7 protein-coding genes are annotated in these 15,168 nt (G+C 48.5%); 2 read left to right on the top strand and 5 right to left on the bottom strand.

Features of this window, described 5'->3' with window-relative positions; translation table 11 throughout:
- Positions 1–123: 123 nt before the first annotated feature.
- On the top strand, positions 124–1,536 hold the full coding sequence (locus tag HPS54_RS01305; protein WP_172343683.1) for a right-handed parallel beta-helix repeat-containing protein: 1,413 nt from the start codon (positions 124–126) through the stop codon (positions 1,534–1,536).
- 1,035 nt (positions 1,537–2,571) lie between these two features.
- On the opposite strand, the gene HPS54_RS01310 is transcribed toward HPS54_RS01305, so the two are convergent.
- The 4 genes from HPS54_RS01310 to HPS54_RS01325 all read right to left on the bottom strand — a co-directional run bounded on the left by HPS54_RS01310 (position 2,572) and on the right by HPS54_RS01325 (position 13,227).
- The gene (locus HPS54_RS01310) at positions 2,572–8,721 is read right to left on the bottom strand and encodes a GLUG motif-containing protein (protein ID WP_172343684.1); all 6,150 of its coding nucleotides are present in this window, start codon (positions 8,719–8,721) and stop codon (positions 2,572–2,574) included.
- A 142-nt stretch (positions 8,722–8,863) separates the two neighbouring features.
- Positions 8,864–11,173: a M6 family metalloprotease domain-containing protein gene (locus tag HPS54_RS01315; protein WP_172343685.1), complete on the bottom strand. Its 2,310-nt coding sequence runs from the start codon at positions 11,171–11,173 to the stop codon at positions 8,864–8,866.
- Positions 11,174–11,934: 761 nt separating this feature from the next.
- Positions 11,935–12,657, bottom strand: coding sequence for an SH3 domain-containing protein (locus tag HPS54_RS01320; protein ID WP_172343686.1), 723 nt, complete (start codon positions 12,655–12,657; stop codon positions 11,935–11,937).
- A gap of 105 nt (positions 12,658–12,762) precedes the next feature.
- A complete protein-coding gene (locus HPS54_RS01325; protein WP_172343687.1) occupies positions 12,763–13,227 on the bottom strand; it encodes a MaoC family dehydratase in 465 nt (154 codons plus the stop codon).
- A gap of 278 nt (positions 13,228–13,505) precedes the next feature.
- On the opposite strand from HPS54_RS01325, the gene HPS54_RS01330 reads away from it, so the two are divergent.
- A complete protein-coding gene (locus HPS54_RS01330; RefSeq protein WP_172343688.1) occupies positions 13,506–14,294 on the top strand; it encodes a glycine zipper domain-containing protein in 789 nt (262 codons plus the stop codon).
- Positions 14,295–14,478: 184 nt separating this feature from the next.
- Here HPS54_RS01330 and HPS54_RS01335 read toward each other — a convergent pair whose 3' ends face one another.
- A complete protein-coding gene (locus HPS54_RS01335; RefSeq protein ID WP_172343689.1) occupies positions 14,479–14,982 on the bottom strand; it encodes a septal ring lytic transglycosylase RlpA family protein in 504 nt (167 codons plus the stop codon).
- Positions 14,983–15,168 lie beyond the last annotated feature (186 nt).

Below are 15,168 nucleotides of genomic sequence, written 5' to 3' on the forward strand. Positions count from 1 at the left end.
CTGCACCTCGGCAATTTGAAACAAGTTTCATTGCGCTCGGTTTGCATTATCTTTGCATAAGATAAGCCGCGCCTCGGCAATCGAAAACGAATTATATCCGATAACTTAAAACAAAGAACAGAAATGAGAAAGATTATTCTTACATTCCTTGCTACAGTAGTGACCATGAACAACATCATGGCGGGTGATTTCAAGACTACAGGAAACGGTACCGTGTGGACAATGACTATGCTGGCAGAGACAGCAGGGACGGGAGTTGTCAAGACAGAAGCGAAGACGTTCAAAATGACCGGCAACGTGGAGATAGCACAAGGCGACAAGTTCAAGATAGAAGAGGGGATAAAGGTTATGATGGGCGACAACATCAGACTGACAATATGTGGAGATGCCGACTTCAGAGCCGGAGAACGCGTTCTTTTCACCGCTTCCGACGACACGTCGAAACCATACGGCATTTTCGTGGACAACGATCAAAGTGTTACATACTTTACCAACATCGACTTTGAATATGCCGGGCTGAAGAACTTCGGCGCCTTCGGTCTCGAGGCAGACAACTGCACATTTACACGTCACAACGCAGTATCAGGCTCATCGGCACTTAATATGGGAACAAGCGGAGCCGAGTTCCGCATAACAAACTGTACATTTACCGAGTGTGCAAAAAGCGCCATTGGGGGAGCAGCCAATTATATGACGCCCGTTACGATAGAAAACTGTACGATGACAGGCAACGGTACAGCCAATATGAACACTCCGCAGATAAACCTCACCACGGCGGCACAAGTGGTGATACGCAACTGCCGGATAACGGGCAACCCGGCACACAATATGGTGGGAGGCATTGTGGTGTCAAACCTTGTAGGGCTGACAGGCGAACTCAATACGCTCATCGAGGGCAACGAGATAAGGGACAACCGCTTCGGACTGGCAACATATTGTGAACAGACAGCCACGATAAAAAACAACATCATCGTGAACAACAACCATGAGACAAATCCTAACAACGGCGGCAGCGGTATCAATATCTACGACCCGTATAAAACACAGAGCACCATTATAACCGGAAATTACATCGAGGGCAACCTGTGGGGCATAACCATAATCGGAGGTCGTGACGTCAACGTTGGAAAGACCGAGAACAAGAACGCCGCCGACTATAACCCCGGGCTCAACGTCTTTCTTAACAATGGTTTCGGCGGCACCATATACGACTTGTATAATAATTCCGGCAACACTGTATACGCGCAGGGCAACCACTGGAAAAGCGTGGCAACGCAAGACCGCGAGAGTATAGAGACTGTAGTGTTCCACAAGAACGACAATTCTGCTCTCGGCGAGGTGATATTCATGCCGGCTCTCGATACCGACCCCACAGCCGTCGATGCCATTACCGCAAGCGATACCCGCACAATGATATACACACTTGACGGCAATGTCATTAATACGGCAGATACCGGAGAACTTCCTCGTGGAATATATATCATCAAGACTTTTGCAGGCAATACTGCAACTATACGCAAGATTGCCGTGAAGTGATTAAAAAGGACACAAATGCGAACCCTGTTATAGTTCCATAAAAATGCGAATAATGTGAGTTTGACGAATTTATTTTCCTTGTCAAACTACCCCGGGACGGTGTATGAAAACTTAAAACATGCTGTACGGGTTTCTCCGGCATATGCGTTACGTTTCTATCTCATATGAGATGAAAATGTAACGCATATGAGATGGAAATGTAACGCATATGAGATAGAATCGTAACGCATATGAGATAGAATCGTAACGCATATGAGATAGAATCGTAACGCATATGAGATAGAAATCTGTAGCATATGGTAGAGAAATCTGTAGCATATGGTAGAGAAATCTGTAGCATATGGTAGAGAAATCTGTAGCATATGGTAGAGAAATCTGTAGCATATGGTAGAGAAATCTGTAGCATATAGTAGAGAAATCTGTAGCATATAGTACAGGAATCTGTAGCATATAGTACAGAAATCTCCGGCATATGCTATGGAAATCTGTAACACCTGTTTAAGGATGCCATGCAATGTCCTTAAATATCGGATACAAGTCCGGCTGTGATAAAAAACGCCTGACTCACGTTAAATAGTGAGTCCGACGAATTCATATTCCCTATTATATTACAAACCATCCCAGCCCCTCCTTTGGAAAAGGAGGGGACACGCAGGAGGTATTCAATTAAAAAAGGTGATGTATAATATAAACATACATATTATATATATGTAAGGTGTCCGCACAGCGTCCCCTCCTTTTCCAAAGGAGGGGCAGGGGTGGTTTGTCTGATTCGTCGAACTCACATTAAATATCATAAGTACCGTACTGATGATATTGTTCGATGATGTTAAGACAAACACATAGATAAATTGCAAATAGATAAAGCGTAACGAATAGACATGCCTGACATTCGTTACGCTTTTGTCTTATGTGTGGCGTATCCGGTATAAATAAAGTTCCCGAACCTTTCAAATCTCTGTAAATCCACGGTGTCTTGATAACCGGGTTTACCGATCCGAAAAGTTCGGGAACTTGATGTTTCAGAGAATCAGCTTACTTCTTGTTGATAAGCTTCACTGTTTCCTTGCTTCCGTCGGAGCGTGTCACCACAACGATATACATTCTTCCGTCACCTGCCGCAGGCTGCTCGACAAGCATTCCCGCCGCATTGTAATATACCGCCTTTACGATATCCTTGCCGTTGACTATGCCGCTTATGCCGCTTGCGGTGTATGCAACCTTTATGGCATACTCTTTAGTCAGCTCTCCTACTGTCGCTTTCACGATGACGTCTGCATTGACATCCGTCTTGAAGTCCGCCGTGTTGCCGTTGAATACAATGTCGGCACAGTTTGAGGTCCATGTCACCACATCCGGAATACCTACATGGAACGCACTTGTGACATTGTCGAAAGTGTCACCGTCCGACAGTATCAGCTCGGCAGCGTGGAAGAGAGCGGTGTCGTTCTTCTCGAATGCCGCTATGACGGGCAGTGAGTAGTTGTCCACGGATACAAATCCCTCGCCCATGTCGAGCGTGGCAAGTTCCTTGCGCGATATTGCCGTGCCAAGTCCTTCAACATCGTTCGTGCATGTGTTCTCGTCTACATAGTATGTATTCTCAACCTTGTTGTCGGCGGTCCATACCTTGCCGTTGTTCAGCGTGCTGATGCCCACTATCGAGCCGCATGTGTCCGCCGGTGCGACAATCTTGCCCGCGTTGTAGCAGTTGTAGAATGATGTCTTGGCTTTTGTCGGAGTTCCTACCAGACCGCCAACCTGCGACTTACCGGTTATCTTGCCTGTGTTGTAGCAGTTTGTGAACGTTCCGCTATTGGCACCGGCAAGACCTCCTATCGAGCATGCGTCGGTAGCTTTTGTACCGTCAGTCTCCGATGTTGATGCCACGTTGCCCGAGTTCCAGCAGTTCTCGATCACGCCGTTTGTCGGGGCACCCCATGCAATAAGTCCGCCTGCACGGTAAGCCTTTGCCGTTATATTACCGGTGTTGTAGCAGTTTATCATCTTTGGAGACGTTCCGGCAAATGCCGATGCAATACCTCCCACCATCTGGTTACCCTCGATATTTCCGCTGTTGCTGCAATTGTCGAGGTATACATGTGTTGTCACATATCCTACGATGCCTCCGCCTTGGTTACCGTCGGCAACGATGTTTCCGCTGTTGCTGCAGTGGCTGAACACCACCGGATTATCTGCCGTGCCTGCATTCACATAGCTTCCTGCTATTCCTGCTGCATATATATTCTTCTCAGAAAGGATGTTGCCCTCATTGTGGCAGTCTGTGAAACTTGTTCCTGCCGTATATGATGTTATGATGCCGGCAGTCGGTGCGCTTGAAACGACCTTGGTCGATATTGCGCTGATGTCTCCGGTGTTGTAACATCCCGTGAATGTATATCTTGCGTTTGCAGCAGCCGTTGATGATGTCGGTGTGGCAGCTACGAAGCCGGCAATCTTGTGACTTGCCGTTATGTCCGCCTCGTTGCGGCAGTCCGTGAAGATGTAGTCGGGAGCATCCTTCGAGCCTACGGCATTTGCCACCAGACCACCTACCACTCCAACCGTGGTATTGTTTTTTATCTCGAACTCACCCCTGTTGTAGCAGCGTGTGAATGTAGATGCCAGCGAGTTTCCGATCAGTCCTGCCGTGTACGATGCGGCGGTCGTACCGGTGTTTACAATCTTTCCCTCGTTGCCGCAGTCTGTATATGTCACGCCGGCCTGGGCGTATGGGGACAATCCTGCCACGTATGTAGCCGAACCGCTTATCGTTCCCTTGTTCACAACCCTGTTCAGCTTGGCGCCGGTGTAGATATATCCTGCCACGCCTCCGGCATAAGCCTTGGTTGTTGTTACGTTTATGCCGTTTACAACATTGTCAAGACTTCCGTACAGTTTGTCCACTATTCCTGCCGCGTATGTATATGCTGATGTCATTGTACCTTCGAACGTTATGTTCTTCAGCATACCTTCCGCGCCGATGGTACCAATTGCCGCACCTGCCTGGTTGGCAGTCATCTTCAGTGCCAGTCCTTTCACGGTATGGTTGTCTCCGTCGAGCGTACCGTTCAGTACGGTTGTTCCGTCGGCAGCAAGCTTGCTTATATCCTTACCGTTGAAGTCTATGTCGGCAGCTACCTTTATGTACATGCCGGTCATGTCGTTCATGGTTGCAGACATATACGATGCCAGTGCATTCCACTCTTCCGCATTGTTTATTATATACGGGTCAGCTTCCGTACCTGCTCCTGACAATGGGTTTGCCGGAAGCGACTTGATAAGTATAGGCTTTATCACGCCCGCCGTGTTCTTTGCATACAGAGTGTCGGTCAGCACAGTCTCTGCCGTGGCAGGAGATTTCAGTGTGTTTCCCTCTATCGAGAATACCGTTCCGTCTGCCAAGCTCCATTCGGCATCATTGCACAGTGTTGCGTCTATGTGAAGGTCAAAGGCGTTGTTTCCGTTAGGAATACTTAGTATCACCTTACGTGCAGCCGCTACTTTCTCTTCGTTTGCAAATTGTTTTAGTGCCGGATACATGCCCTTTGTGAAATCCCATAGTGATGCATCGAAGTTCTCAAGTGCAGTGCCTGATGTAAGCACATCGGTCTCAACTCCCGTCATACCTTCGGCATCGGCATTGCTGTTTGCTTTCAGCGGTATTAGCTGTGCATCCCAATATACATCCTTGCAGGTCTTTGTTCCTGCCAGACCTCCTATGGCTCCAATTGTTGCAGAGTTTCCGCAGTATACGGTACCCACGTTTATGGATGTAAACACGTCGTCCTTGCCTACACCTGTAGTGGCTGTTGCGGCAAGTGCACCGGACAAGCCGCCGGCATTGTCGTTCTCTGCATATACCGTACCGTAGTTCATACAGTTCTTGATGATACATCCGCTTGCAGAACCGGTAATGCCTCCGGCACGGTTCAGGTTCTTCTTATAGTTAGTGGCTATAAGCTCTACTCTGATGTCACCCGTGTTCACGCAGTTTTCTATAGTTCCGTATGCCGTACCGGTTATACCGCCAACCTGCATGTATCCTGAAGTTATGTTTCCGGCGTTATAGCAGTTTACGATATGACTCTCTTTCAGTGCCTGTCCGGCGATACCTCCAACCCAGCACGAAACTCCGAGTACGTCGGCATAGTTCTTACAGTTCTCCACACGTCCGTAAAGATAGCCTACCAATGCTGCCGATGTGCCGTATAACGTGAGGTCGGCATCCGCCGCTATCGTGAGGTTTTTCAGTACACCGTCTGTTGCGATGCGTCCCATAAAACCGTTGTACGATTTGCAGCCTTTGGTGTCCAGTGTTCCCGGTTCTCCGTTTTTAGGCTCTGTTGTCCATGTTATGCAGTTCAGTTTCATCTTGTGTATGGCATATCCCTTACCGTCGAACGAACCGGCAAACTGGTTGTGCGCATCTGTCGACGAGCTGTTTATTCCGATGAACTTCTCGTCATACTCAAGGTCTATGTCGTTGGTCATCTCAAAGAATGTCTCGGGGAATGTCTGTCCCTTCGTCGTTGTGGCTTCAGACAGTGCTATAAGGTCTGCCTTGGTCTTTATGAGATACGGGCTTTCTGCCGTTCCGTCACCTTCAAACGGTATAGGCGCTATGCTTATCGTGTGATATGCCTGCACACTGCCGTTTACCACGAACAGCGTGTCCGTACCGAACTCTTCGCCTATCTTTATGCTGTTGTTGTCGATGATTGATGCATAGTGACCGTTTGTGTACAGTTTTTTGTCTTTTACAAAGTAGAACTTCGTGTTGCCGAGCGGAGTAAGCCTTGCATCGGAAGACAGTTTCTTGAAACTGCTCTTGCTGTCCGGTATTACGGCAGATGCACTGTATTTAGCCGCTTCTGTTTCTTCCAGACCTTTTATACGCGGGTAGTTGCCTTCGGTAAATACCCATACCGATGCGTCAAATCCCTTCGGACCTGTTGTCGATGTCAGTTCGGCAGTGGATACACCGAAGCGAGTAGAATAGAAATTGGTAATCTGGTTGTTGAAGTATACGTTCTCCAGTACAGGCGTTGTCTCCGGTTCTATTGTACCGATAACTTCGCGGCATTCGTTCTTGTCGTACATGTAAGTCTCTGCTGCAACGGACGCTGATGTGTAGCAGTTGCGCACTTCGGACTGTATGTAGTTGCCGTCGTTATCCGGGCTATATTTGTAAACCTGTCCTATGATACCTCCGGTCTTCCTTGAGTAGCAGTGTATACGGCCTGCCGAGTAGCAGTTCTTTACGTTTCCGAATAATCTTCCTACCACGCCGCCTACCATTGACTCGGCACTGTAGCCCACAACCTGACCTGCAAAGAACGAGTTCTCGAGTGTTCCCATTGACAGGTTTCCTGCCACGCCACCGAGAATCTGCTCTACATATTGGTCGTAGCGTACCATGCCGGTGAAGTAAAGGTTCTTTCCGTCAGACTTGAAAAGGTTACCAACTATACCTCCTGACGGGTAGTCCTTTCCGTAGGCATATACCGTGGTATTGGTTGCGCTGCTGTTGAATATGCCGCCGTGAACCTCTCCTGCCACGCCGCCTACATATCCCGCTCCGCTGATCACGCCGTTTGTCACGTGACAGTTGTCAGCTCTGTTTACAATACCTGCAACTCCTGCAGCCACTATGCGGCTGGTATTGGTAACTTCAGGCGAGTTCACGGTTATGTTCTCTATGTCTCCGAGCGTCCAGCTTACAAGACTTCCTGCATAGTAATAATCAGACGTTATCACCGGCTTCTCAAGAACGATGTTCTTCAGTACCGAAACCGTGTCGCACATACCGAAGAGTCCGGCATATTTATCAAGGCTTCCGTTCACGTTAAGCCCCCTGATGGTATGTCCTTTTCCGTCGAGCACACCTGCGAAGCGCTGTCTCCATGTGGAGCCTATTGCCTCGAAGCGATAGTTGCCCATGTCAATGTCATTGGTAATCTCGAAGTACTTGCCTATGTATGTACGTGTATAGGTGTTGTTGTAGTACGTTCCTACATAGTTGTCGTCCTGGTTTACCCTGTCGGCAAGCAGGATGAGATGGTCAAGAGATGATATCTTATACGGGTTCGCCTCAGTTCCTTCGCCTTCAAATTCAGATACCGACAGTTCCGGATAAGAGAAAGCATTGTCTGCCGTCAGTGTTCCCGTCAGCATGCGTCCTGCATAATATCCGGTGGTGAGCAGCGACCAGTCGCTCCATGTAATGGTTGTGTTGTTGTCTGCTGCCGCCTTGTCTGTGGTTATGGTCTGTGAGTATTTGGTCAGATTTCCGGCTTCGTTGAATTCCGTGCACTTTATGGTGCTCCAGCTTCCGCTGGTGTTTATCAGTGCTACCTGTGACCTTATCGTTGCGGTGCGGTCCCTGTTGAGGTCGAACTCTACAGGCAGTCCGGCATTGAAGAAGTTCTTTACGGTAAGCAGGTTCGCTGCCGTCTGCTCTATGCGCACGGCGTATCTTTTTGCTCCGTCTTCGTTCGTATACTGTATTGTTCCGTTGCCTCTTTCTATCTTGAGGTTGTAGTATGCTCCTACGAACTTGTCGGCTACAGTACCTTCGGTTGCCCATACCGCCCACCATGTAGAAATGTCGAAGTTTCCGTCAGCATCTACCGTACCGGTAATCTGTGATGTCTTGTTCACCGTACCGTCAGCATTGATTACTCCCACGAACATTCTTCCCAATGTCGCGTCAGTATAGAGATACTGTCGCGGTATGGTCACCTCGCCCGTGGCGGTGTTTACATGCGCACGCACGTCGTGTCCTGCCCAGAAGCGTTTGATGGTGATACTGTCGCCTTCGTTGTCGGGTTCTACTGTCACACTGCTTCCTCCGTCAAAACTCGAGGTGCTGAGCGTGTTGAATGACAGTACATACTCGCCGCTGAGTTGGGCTGTGGATGTTGGCGGAGCCTTTTGCGTGTAGGCACGCTTTGCTCTGCTACTCTGCGCTGCAAGGGACAGGTCTGCCTTGAGAGCCGTGTTGCCCGCAATTTTAAGCGAAGGCATTGCACCTGTGTCGAATACAGGCACCTGTATGTCAGGCGCTGCTTTTCCTGCAGGGTTTTCCACGGCACTCATACTCTCAATCCCTTCCTGTGCGTTTGCGCTTATTGCCACGAACATCGTCATGACTGTAAGCAGAAAAGAATAAATCTTTCTCATGTTGAGTGGTGATGAGGACCTTGTTGTTTTTCTTGTTATGCCGTGCAGACCTGCTTTGCCCGTGGCGCGTCCTCGTTATCGCCGGCGGAGCGGGTCTTACGGTTTTTCTTTTTTTATGTGCGTGTCGTCCGTGCAGGCTTTGTCATTGCCTGCCGACAACAGTCTTGACGGTTCTTTCTCCACACCTTATTATATATATGCCCGGTGCGTGAAGATGAAGCGTTGCCTTTCCTCCTCGGAGTCCGGTCGCTGCCACCTGCATGCCTTGTGTGGTATATGCGTATACCGGTGTGCCGTCTCCGGCTCCCGAACTCACCTCGATGCTGTTTCCGCCGATGTTTGTTATTGCGTCATTGAGCGGTGTGCCGGTTGTTGCGCCTATGCCGGTGGATACAGGTTTGCAGTTTATCCTTATGTTGTCGAAGTAGCATTTCTGCGTTTTGTGTCCGGAGTACTGTACAAATCTGAACATCACATCGCTGATATTTCCAAGATTGTATGTAAGTGTCACTACGCTTTCTGATGCTACGGACGGGTTGGTTGTTCCGTCGAGATTTGGCAGCGACGTCCATGTAGATCCTCCGTCTGCCGACATATATGTGCGGATGATGGCGGATGATGAAGACGCGTTGTATACCGTCACGGACATGCTCTCAATGTCGCGCGTTACCGTTCCGGATGTTATCTCGCCCGACTTTACCGTCGCTGCCGCGCGTCTGCCCATGTCGGGAGTGTCAAAACCGGTTTCGTCTATCGTGGCGCCTTTTGTGAAAGACCAGTCTGTAAAGGTTCCCGCTACGTTATGTGCGTCGGTCGTTGTCACGTCCATTTCTTCGAATGTCTCCATTAATACAGGTATGTCTTCGCTCTCCGTCCTGAACGATACGGTGCCGTCGGACGAGCGGGCTATGTCTTTTATCACGAGTGGAGTGCCTATTTTCGCCCACGACTGCAATGACGGAGCTGTCGTGTTGGTAAGTTCTGTCACCATGCCCGAACCGGGGAACGGGTCGCCGTCGCTGTCGGTAACCGATGTTGACGTTGTCTTCGGTGTGGCTCTTAAAAGCTCATAGTAGCAGTGCAGCGGGTTTACGTTTACCTTGTTGTTCTCCCACACGTCCACGTTTGTCGAGTCCACACGGTATACAAGCATGCCTTCGCCCGGCAGATATTCGTCCCAGCGTGTGCGCTGCCGGTTCTCCATAAGGAAATATTCGTTTTTTACAGATGAGTTTATTCTGTATCCTTCGTTGGTTTCGTTTAGTGCTTTGAGAGTGAAAGTGCCTTCCTTGTCTATTGTTACGGGCTGTGAGAACCCCAGCGCATAACGCTCGTATAACGAGTATCCGCAAGGCGTGCGCGACATGTTCAGGTATGGTCCCTGCGCCATTACGGACCATTTGCCGGGAGTGACGCTCTGACCGCCCGACGCTTCGTAGTCCGTGTCGTACAGGTCGGGCAGTCCAAGCACATGGTTGAACTCGTGGCATATCGTACCTATGCCGTCAAGTTGCTTGTTTCCCGGTTTGCCGTAGAGTTCGGTTGAGCATGCGTATCGTCCGAAGCTTACACCGTCGAGCGACAATGACATTATCTGCGATGCGTGTGGCCATATCAGTCGGTTGTCGTTGCCGGAGAAGTTCGAGCCTGCACCCGAGAAGATGAAGTATACCATATCTACTTTGCGGTCGCCGTCGGTGTCGTAGATAGAATAATTTATATCCTTGTCGGCTGCCCTTAGTGCTGCTTCTACAAGTATTTGGGCTGCTGCGGTCTGCCTGGCGTAGAACTGTGAGTAGTCAATCTTTACCGGACCGTATACATCGAAGGTCGGATTGAACATTCCATGCGAGTTTTCGTAGTAATAATCGCGCACGCTGCCCGTACATTCTATTTTCGACGGTATGAGCGTGTTTGACATGTAGCCGTCATATTTCTCTTTGTTTATCATGTCCGTGAAGACATCGAGAATGTCGTTTCGTGTGAAAGGTGCGTCGTTGTATTCAACAAGGATTACAAGACCGCGGAACTTGCTGTAGTCGTACTGTCCGGTCTTCAGTTTCATCATAGGCGCGCGGCTTATTCCGTCGGCTGTCTTTCTCAGGCTTTTCTGGTTCTCGGTTTGTGCCGGTATTGTGCCGACCGGTATTCCGGACAGATATTTCCTGTGCTCCGGTGTGCGTTCTTCCGCCTCGCGTGCCTGTATTCCGCCGGGGCATAGCTGTCCGCGACCGTCTTTTACGGCATATTCCCATGCGCCGTTGCTTTCATTGAGCATCACGGTATATCCGTCGGTAGTGGTGGTATAGTTAAGAAACTCGTCACCATGCAACACTATGGTAAGTGCCGAACCGTCCGGTTGGGTGATCTTGACAGGTTTGGAATTTGCCGGTATGGCACTGGCATCGAGGAAAAATACCGACAGGATAATGAATAGGATGACTTTTTTCATTTATGCAAGCTTTATTATAAAGAATGGTTTAAACCGTATGCAAATACAATTGTTTCATGTTTGCTAAATACAATTTACTTTTGCAAAAATAATTAAAGTGTATAATTACCCCCCCCTGAAAAAGTGTTAATAAAGTGTAATAGGCGATATTTTGCTTATTGTTTGAATAATAAGTGTAATGAATACTTTTAATCTGTTATATGCATTGATGTGAATAATACGGATTATTATTCATGCTTTCTTGATGATGAATATAGCTTTCCGCAGTGACACATAGATGCAGAAAGAGGCGTATTCCCTTTCTTTTTGCCACTTGTGTTTTGTCAATGAAAATGTGGAAAATAGAGTTGCGGGGAGTGATAAAAGTGGGGTGACAGGCTGTTTTGTTATGTATTGTTTTCCAAAGGCAGTGCTTTAAGGATGCAAAAGGGCTGCTTTTGCATCCTTATATGCCGTGTTTCAGGCGGCAAAGTGTGGGATATTGCGACCCGAAATGGCATGTTTTGCACCCTAAAACAGCTGTTTTGAGATGGTTGGGAACGTCTTTTCGATGCACAAATTAACATCCGACGGTGTAAAATGTTGATATTGTGACGATTGCAGTTGCACGCGTTTCTTTGGCGAATTTACGGCAGAAGGATAACTTGTTTGCGAGGAACGCAGTATTGAGGGGTTACGGAAAAGCAAAAAGAAAGCACGCGGGCGGAAATCGTTACAATGTGTCCGCGCAGCGTGCTTCGGTCTTATAAGTTTGTGTGATGTTAATGTGCTGTGAATGCCGGCGCTCTTTTGCCCTCGTATTCTCCGGGTGTTTCGTCCCAGACGAATGCCGTTCCGCCGTTGACAACATTCCCTTTGGTATTGAGAAACTCGCACGGAACACATATCAGCTTCATCTCCTCGTTGTAGAAAATGGTCTCGTTGCTTTTCAGCTTTTCTTCTTCCGACATTAGTTTTGCCGTGGATATGCTCTTGTCATCGAAGTTGTAGCTGTTGTATCCGGTGTATATGTCGGCACTGTTGGCGCCGGTGAACTTCCATATACTGCTGCTCATGTTTGCCGATATGGGGTTGCCGTCGATGTCGTCGCGTGCCCAACTTTCGCTTACAGCCACGTATGGCAGGCGCGAGGCGTTGAAAAACAAGGTGCCGTCGTGCCAGCTGTCGCATGTCTGTCCTATGGCATTGTACGTGCGTCCGAGTGTTTCCTTTGTCACCGGAGAGCATTCGAGCACCTTCACCAAGTTGCTTGCCACGAATGCCACGCTGTCTTTCTCGTCGGGCCATACCACCATTGTCCAACCGTTTTCCTCGTCCACATAGTCCAGCATGCAGCCTTCGTGCATCTTTCCCTCTATTGCACAATTTGTATTGGGGCTTTCGCGCAGGTTCACATTGTTCTTTATAAACAGTACTTTCTTGTCGAAACTGTATGCACACTGCAATGTCAGGAGTGCGCAAATGGCGGTGATAATTCTTTTCATAGTGTTTTTTCCTGTATTAATATACCTCTTGTCATTAAATCCTTTGCAGGGCGAGGTGTGCCGTTTTACGCGGCGTGACCCTGCAAAGGATAGTGTAAAAATGTATTATTCAAAGTAGTAGAGGAATGTGGCGACGCCCTCAAGAGCAGGCTTGCGCGCATCCTTTATCTCTATCTTGAACTTTATCTCAGCCTTGCACACGCCGCGCAGGTTGGCAATGGACTGGAGAGTGGTGACGAGACGCACACTGCTGCCTGTCACTACCGCCTGTCCGAACTTCATCTTGTCCATGCCGTAGTTTACCATCATCTTAAGGTTGTTCACCTCTATAATCTGGTTCCACATGTGCGGCAGCAGCGACAGCGTCAGATAACCGTGTGCAATGGTGCTCTTGTAGGGGCTTTCGGTCTTTGCGCGCTCGGTGTCCACGTGTATCCACTGGTGGTCGAGAGTGGCGTCGGCAAAGAGGTTTATGCGCTCCTGGCTTACCTCTACCCAGTCGGATGTACCGAGAACCTGTCCTAAGTGTGAAGCAAATTCCTCGTATGAGTTTACGATCAGCTTTTCCATGTTTGTTGTTTTTATAAGGTTTATAATGTTTCTGTCTTTAAATGAGACAATGCAAATTTATACATAATTTCCCTATTTTGTGCCGCTTTGTACGAGTATTTGCATATCTGGCACATGCCGATTAGGGAAAACCCTATGCCGTTTTAGGGATTTGATATGGTTGTTTATACTTTTATTCGCTATCTTTGCAATATATAAAGTTGGGTCTTTGCAATATGAAGCGTGCTTCATTGCACTCGGCTTGCATTATTTTTTAGATGACATAAAGAATATATTTTATGAAGAAAGCAGGTGTTTTGTTGGTTGGTACGGCTCTGTTGATGAGCAGTTGCGGCACGTATACAGGTTCCGGTGCTTACAACGGTGCTGCGTTGGGTTCTATATTCGGCTCGGCAATCGGCGGTATAAACGGCGGTTATCATGGCAGCAATGTCGGTACGATAGTAGGAATGGCGGGCGGCGCCGTAATAGGTGGCGTCATCGGAGCGCAGGCAGACAAGGCGCAGCAGAAGAAGTATGAGGACTATAAGAGCAGCAGGCGGCAGTGCGATGACGGTGCCGGCAGCTACGGATATGAGCGTGTCGGCAATGACGATAGCGGTTTCGACCCTTCAGGCAGCGGCGATGATGTGCTTTACGACTATGATCTGGCGCCTGCACCTGATACTGTTCCGACGATGAGAATAGGCGGTCCTGTGGCAGACAATGCCCGCGAAGGGACATTGGAGATACGCAATCTGCGTTTCGTTGATGCCGACGGCGACAATGTCATGCGTGGCGGAGAGATTGGCAAGGTGGTCTTTGAGGTGTACAACAGCTCGTCGTCGGCATATTACGACATACGTCCGGTGGTGGAGGAGACGAGCGGCAACAGGCTCATATACATCTCCGAAGGCATACGTGTGGAGAAGATTTTGCCCGGAAGGGGCATACGCTATACGGCTATGGTAAAGGCAGACAGGCGCATAAAGGACGGCACTGCGATGTTCAGAGTATATGCGGCGAAGGGCGACAGCGCGGTGACAGAGGTACACGACTTCGGTGTTGCCACGGAAAAAAGACGATAGCCTGTCTTCCGGAGAATATGGCAGAACATATTATCGCTTGCCGGCAGCATCGTACCTCCGTGCATGTCTTCCGGCAGTTGTATGGCAATCCGCCTGATATCGGCAGTATATAAAGGATTATTATGCTGATATCAGGCGGATGTCTGTTTCCCGTATGTTTCTTTTCTGTTGTGCTTTTCAGGCTTTATTTCTCTTTGTCGGCATGTTTGTCGTCTTTCTTTGCGTTCTCTTTCTTTTCCTGCCATGCCGGTGTCATGCCGTCGTTGTTGTTCGTAATCTCGTAATCCAGTTCCGGCAGTTCGGTCTCCTGCTTGAACGGTATGCCCTTGTTCTCCACATATTTCTCCACCTTTACCATTGCCACGCCCTGTTGCAGCATGCCCAGTTCTTTGGCTGCACGCCACGAAAGGTCTATTATCCGTCCTTTCCTGAACGGTCCGCGGTCTATCACCCTTACGATTACTTCCTTTCCGTTTGCCGGGTTTGTCACCTTAAGTTTTGTTCCAAAAGGAAAAGTCCGGTGTGCACATACAAGGCTGTCGTGGTGAAGACGCTCTCCGCTGCTTGTCCTTGCGCCTGTTATTTTCTTTGAGTAGAACGATGCTTTGCCCTTTTGCTGTGCCGTTATCTGTAGCGGTAGAATGAGCATTGTGCACAACAGTGATATGATAAAAAGAACGTTTCTCATGGTTGTCTGTTTTAAAGTGTTTTCTAACAGTTAAGGTATTGAAACATAAGTGTTTCCCCTGCAAATATACAAAGAATATTCGACAAAACAAAATAGCGATAGTTTGGCTTTAGCCAGGTTCGCGGTGGCGAAGCCGATTTTGTGAGTTAAATATACGAATAAGTCGAGAACAAAACAACAAATTTA

This window comes from Xylanibacter caecicola, from assembly GCF_013166515.1.
Classification (GTDB): domain Bacteria; phylum Bacteroidota; class Bacteroidia; order Bacteroidales; family Bacteroidaceae; genus Prevotella; species Prevotella caecicola.

Excerpts from the sequence above, each read along its gene's own strand:
- HPS54_RS01305 (WP_172343683.1), top strand. The coding sequence starts at position 124 with ATGAGAAAGATTATTCTTACATTCCTTGCTACAGTAGTGACCATGAAC.
- HPS54_RS01320 (WP_172343686.1), bottom strand. The coding sequence starts at position 12,657 with ATGAAAAGAATTATCACCGCCATTTGCGCACTCCTGACATTGCAGTGT.
- HPS54_RS01325 (WP_172343687.1), bottom strand. The coding sequence starts at position 13,227 with ATGGAAAAGCTGATCGTAAACTCATACGAGGAATTTGCTTCACACTTA.
- HPS54_RS01335 (WP_172343689.1), bottom strand. The coding sequence starts at position 14,982 with ATGAGAAACGTTCTTTTTATCATATCACTGTTGTGCACAATGCTCATT.
- HPS54_RS01330 (WP_172343688.1), top strand. The coding sequence starts at position 13,506 with ATGAAGAAAGCAGGTGTTTTGTTGGTTGGTACGGCTCTGTTGATGAGC.
- HPS54_RS01315 (WP_172343685.1), bottom strand. The coding sequence starts at position 11,173 with ATGAAAAAAGTCATCCTATTCATTATCCTGTCGGTATTTTTCCTCGAT.
- HPS54_RS01310 (WP_172343684.1), bottom strand. The coding sequence starts at position 8,721 with ATGAGAAAGATTTATTCTTTTCTGCTTACAGTCATGACGATGTTCGTG.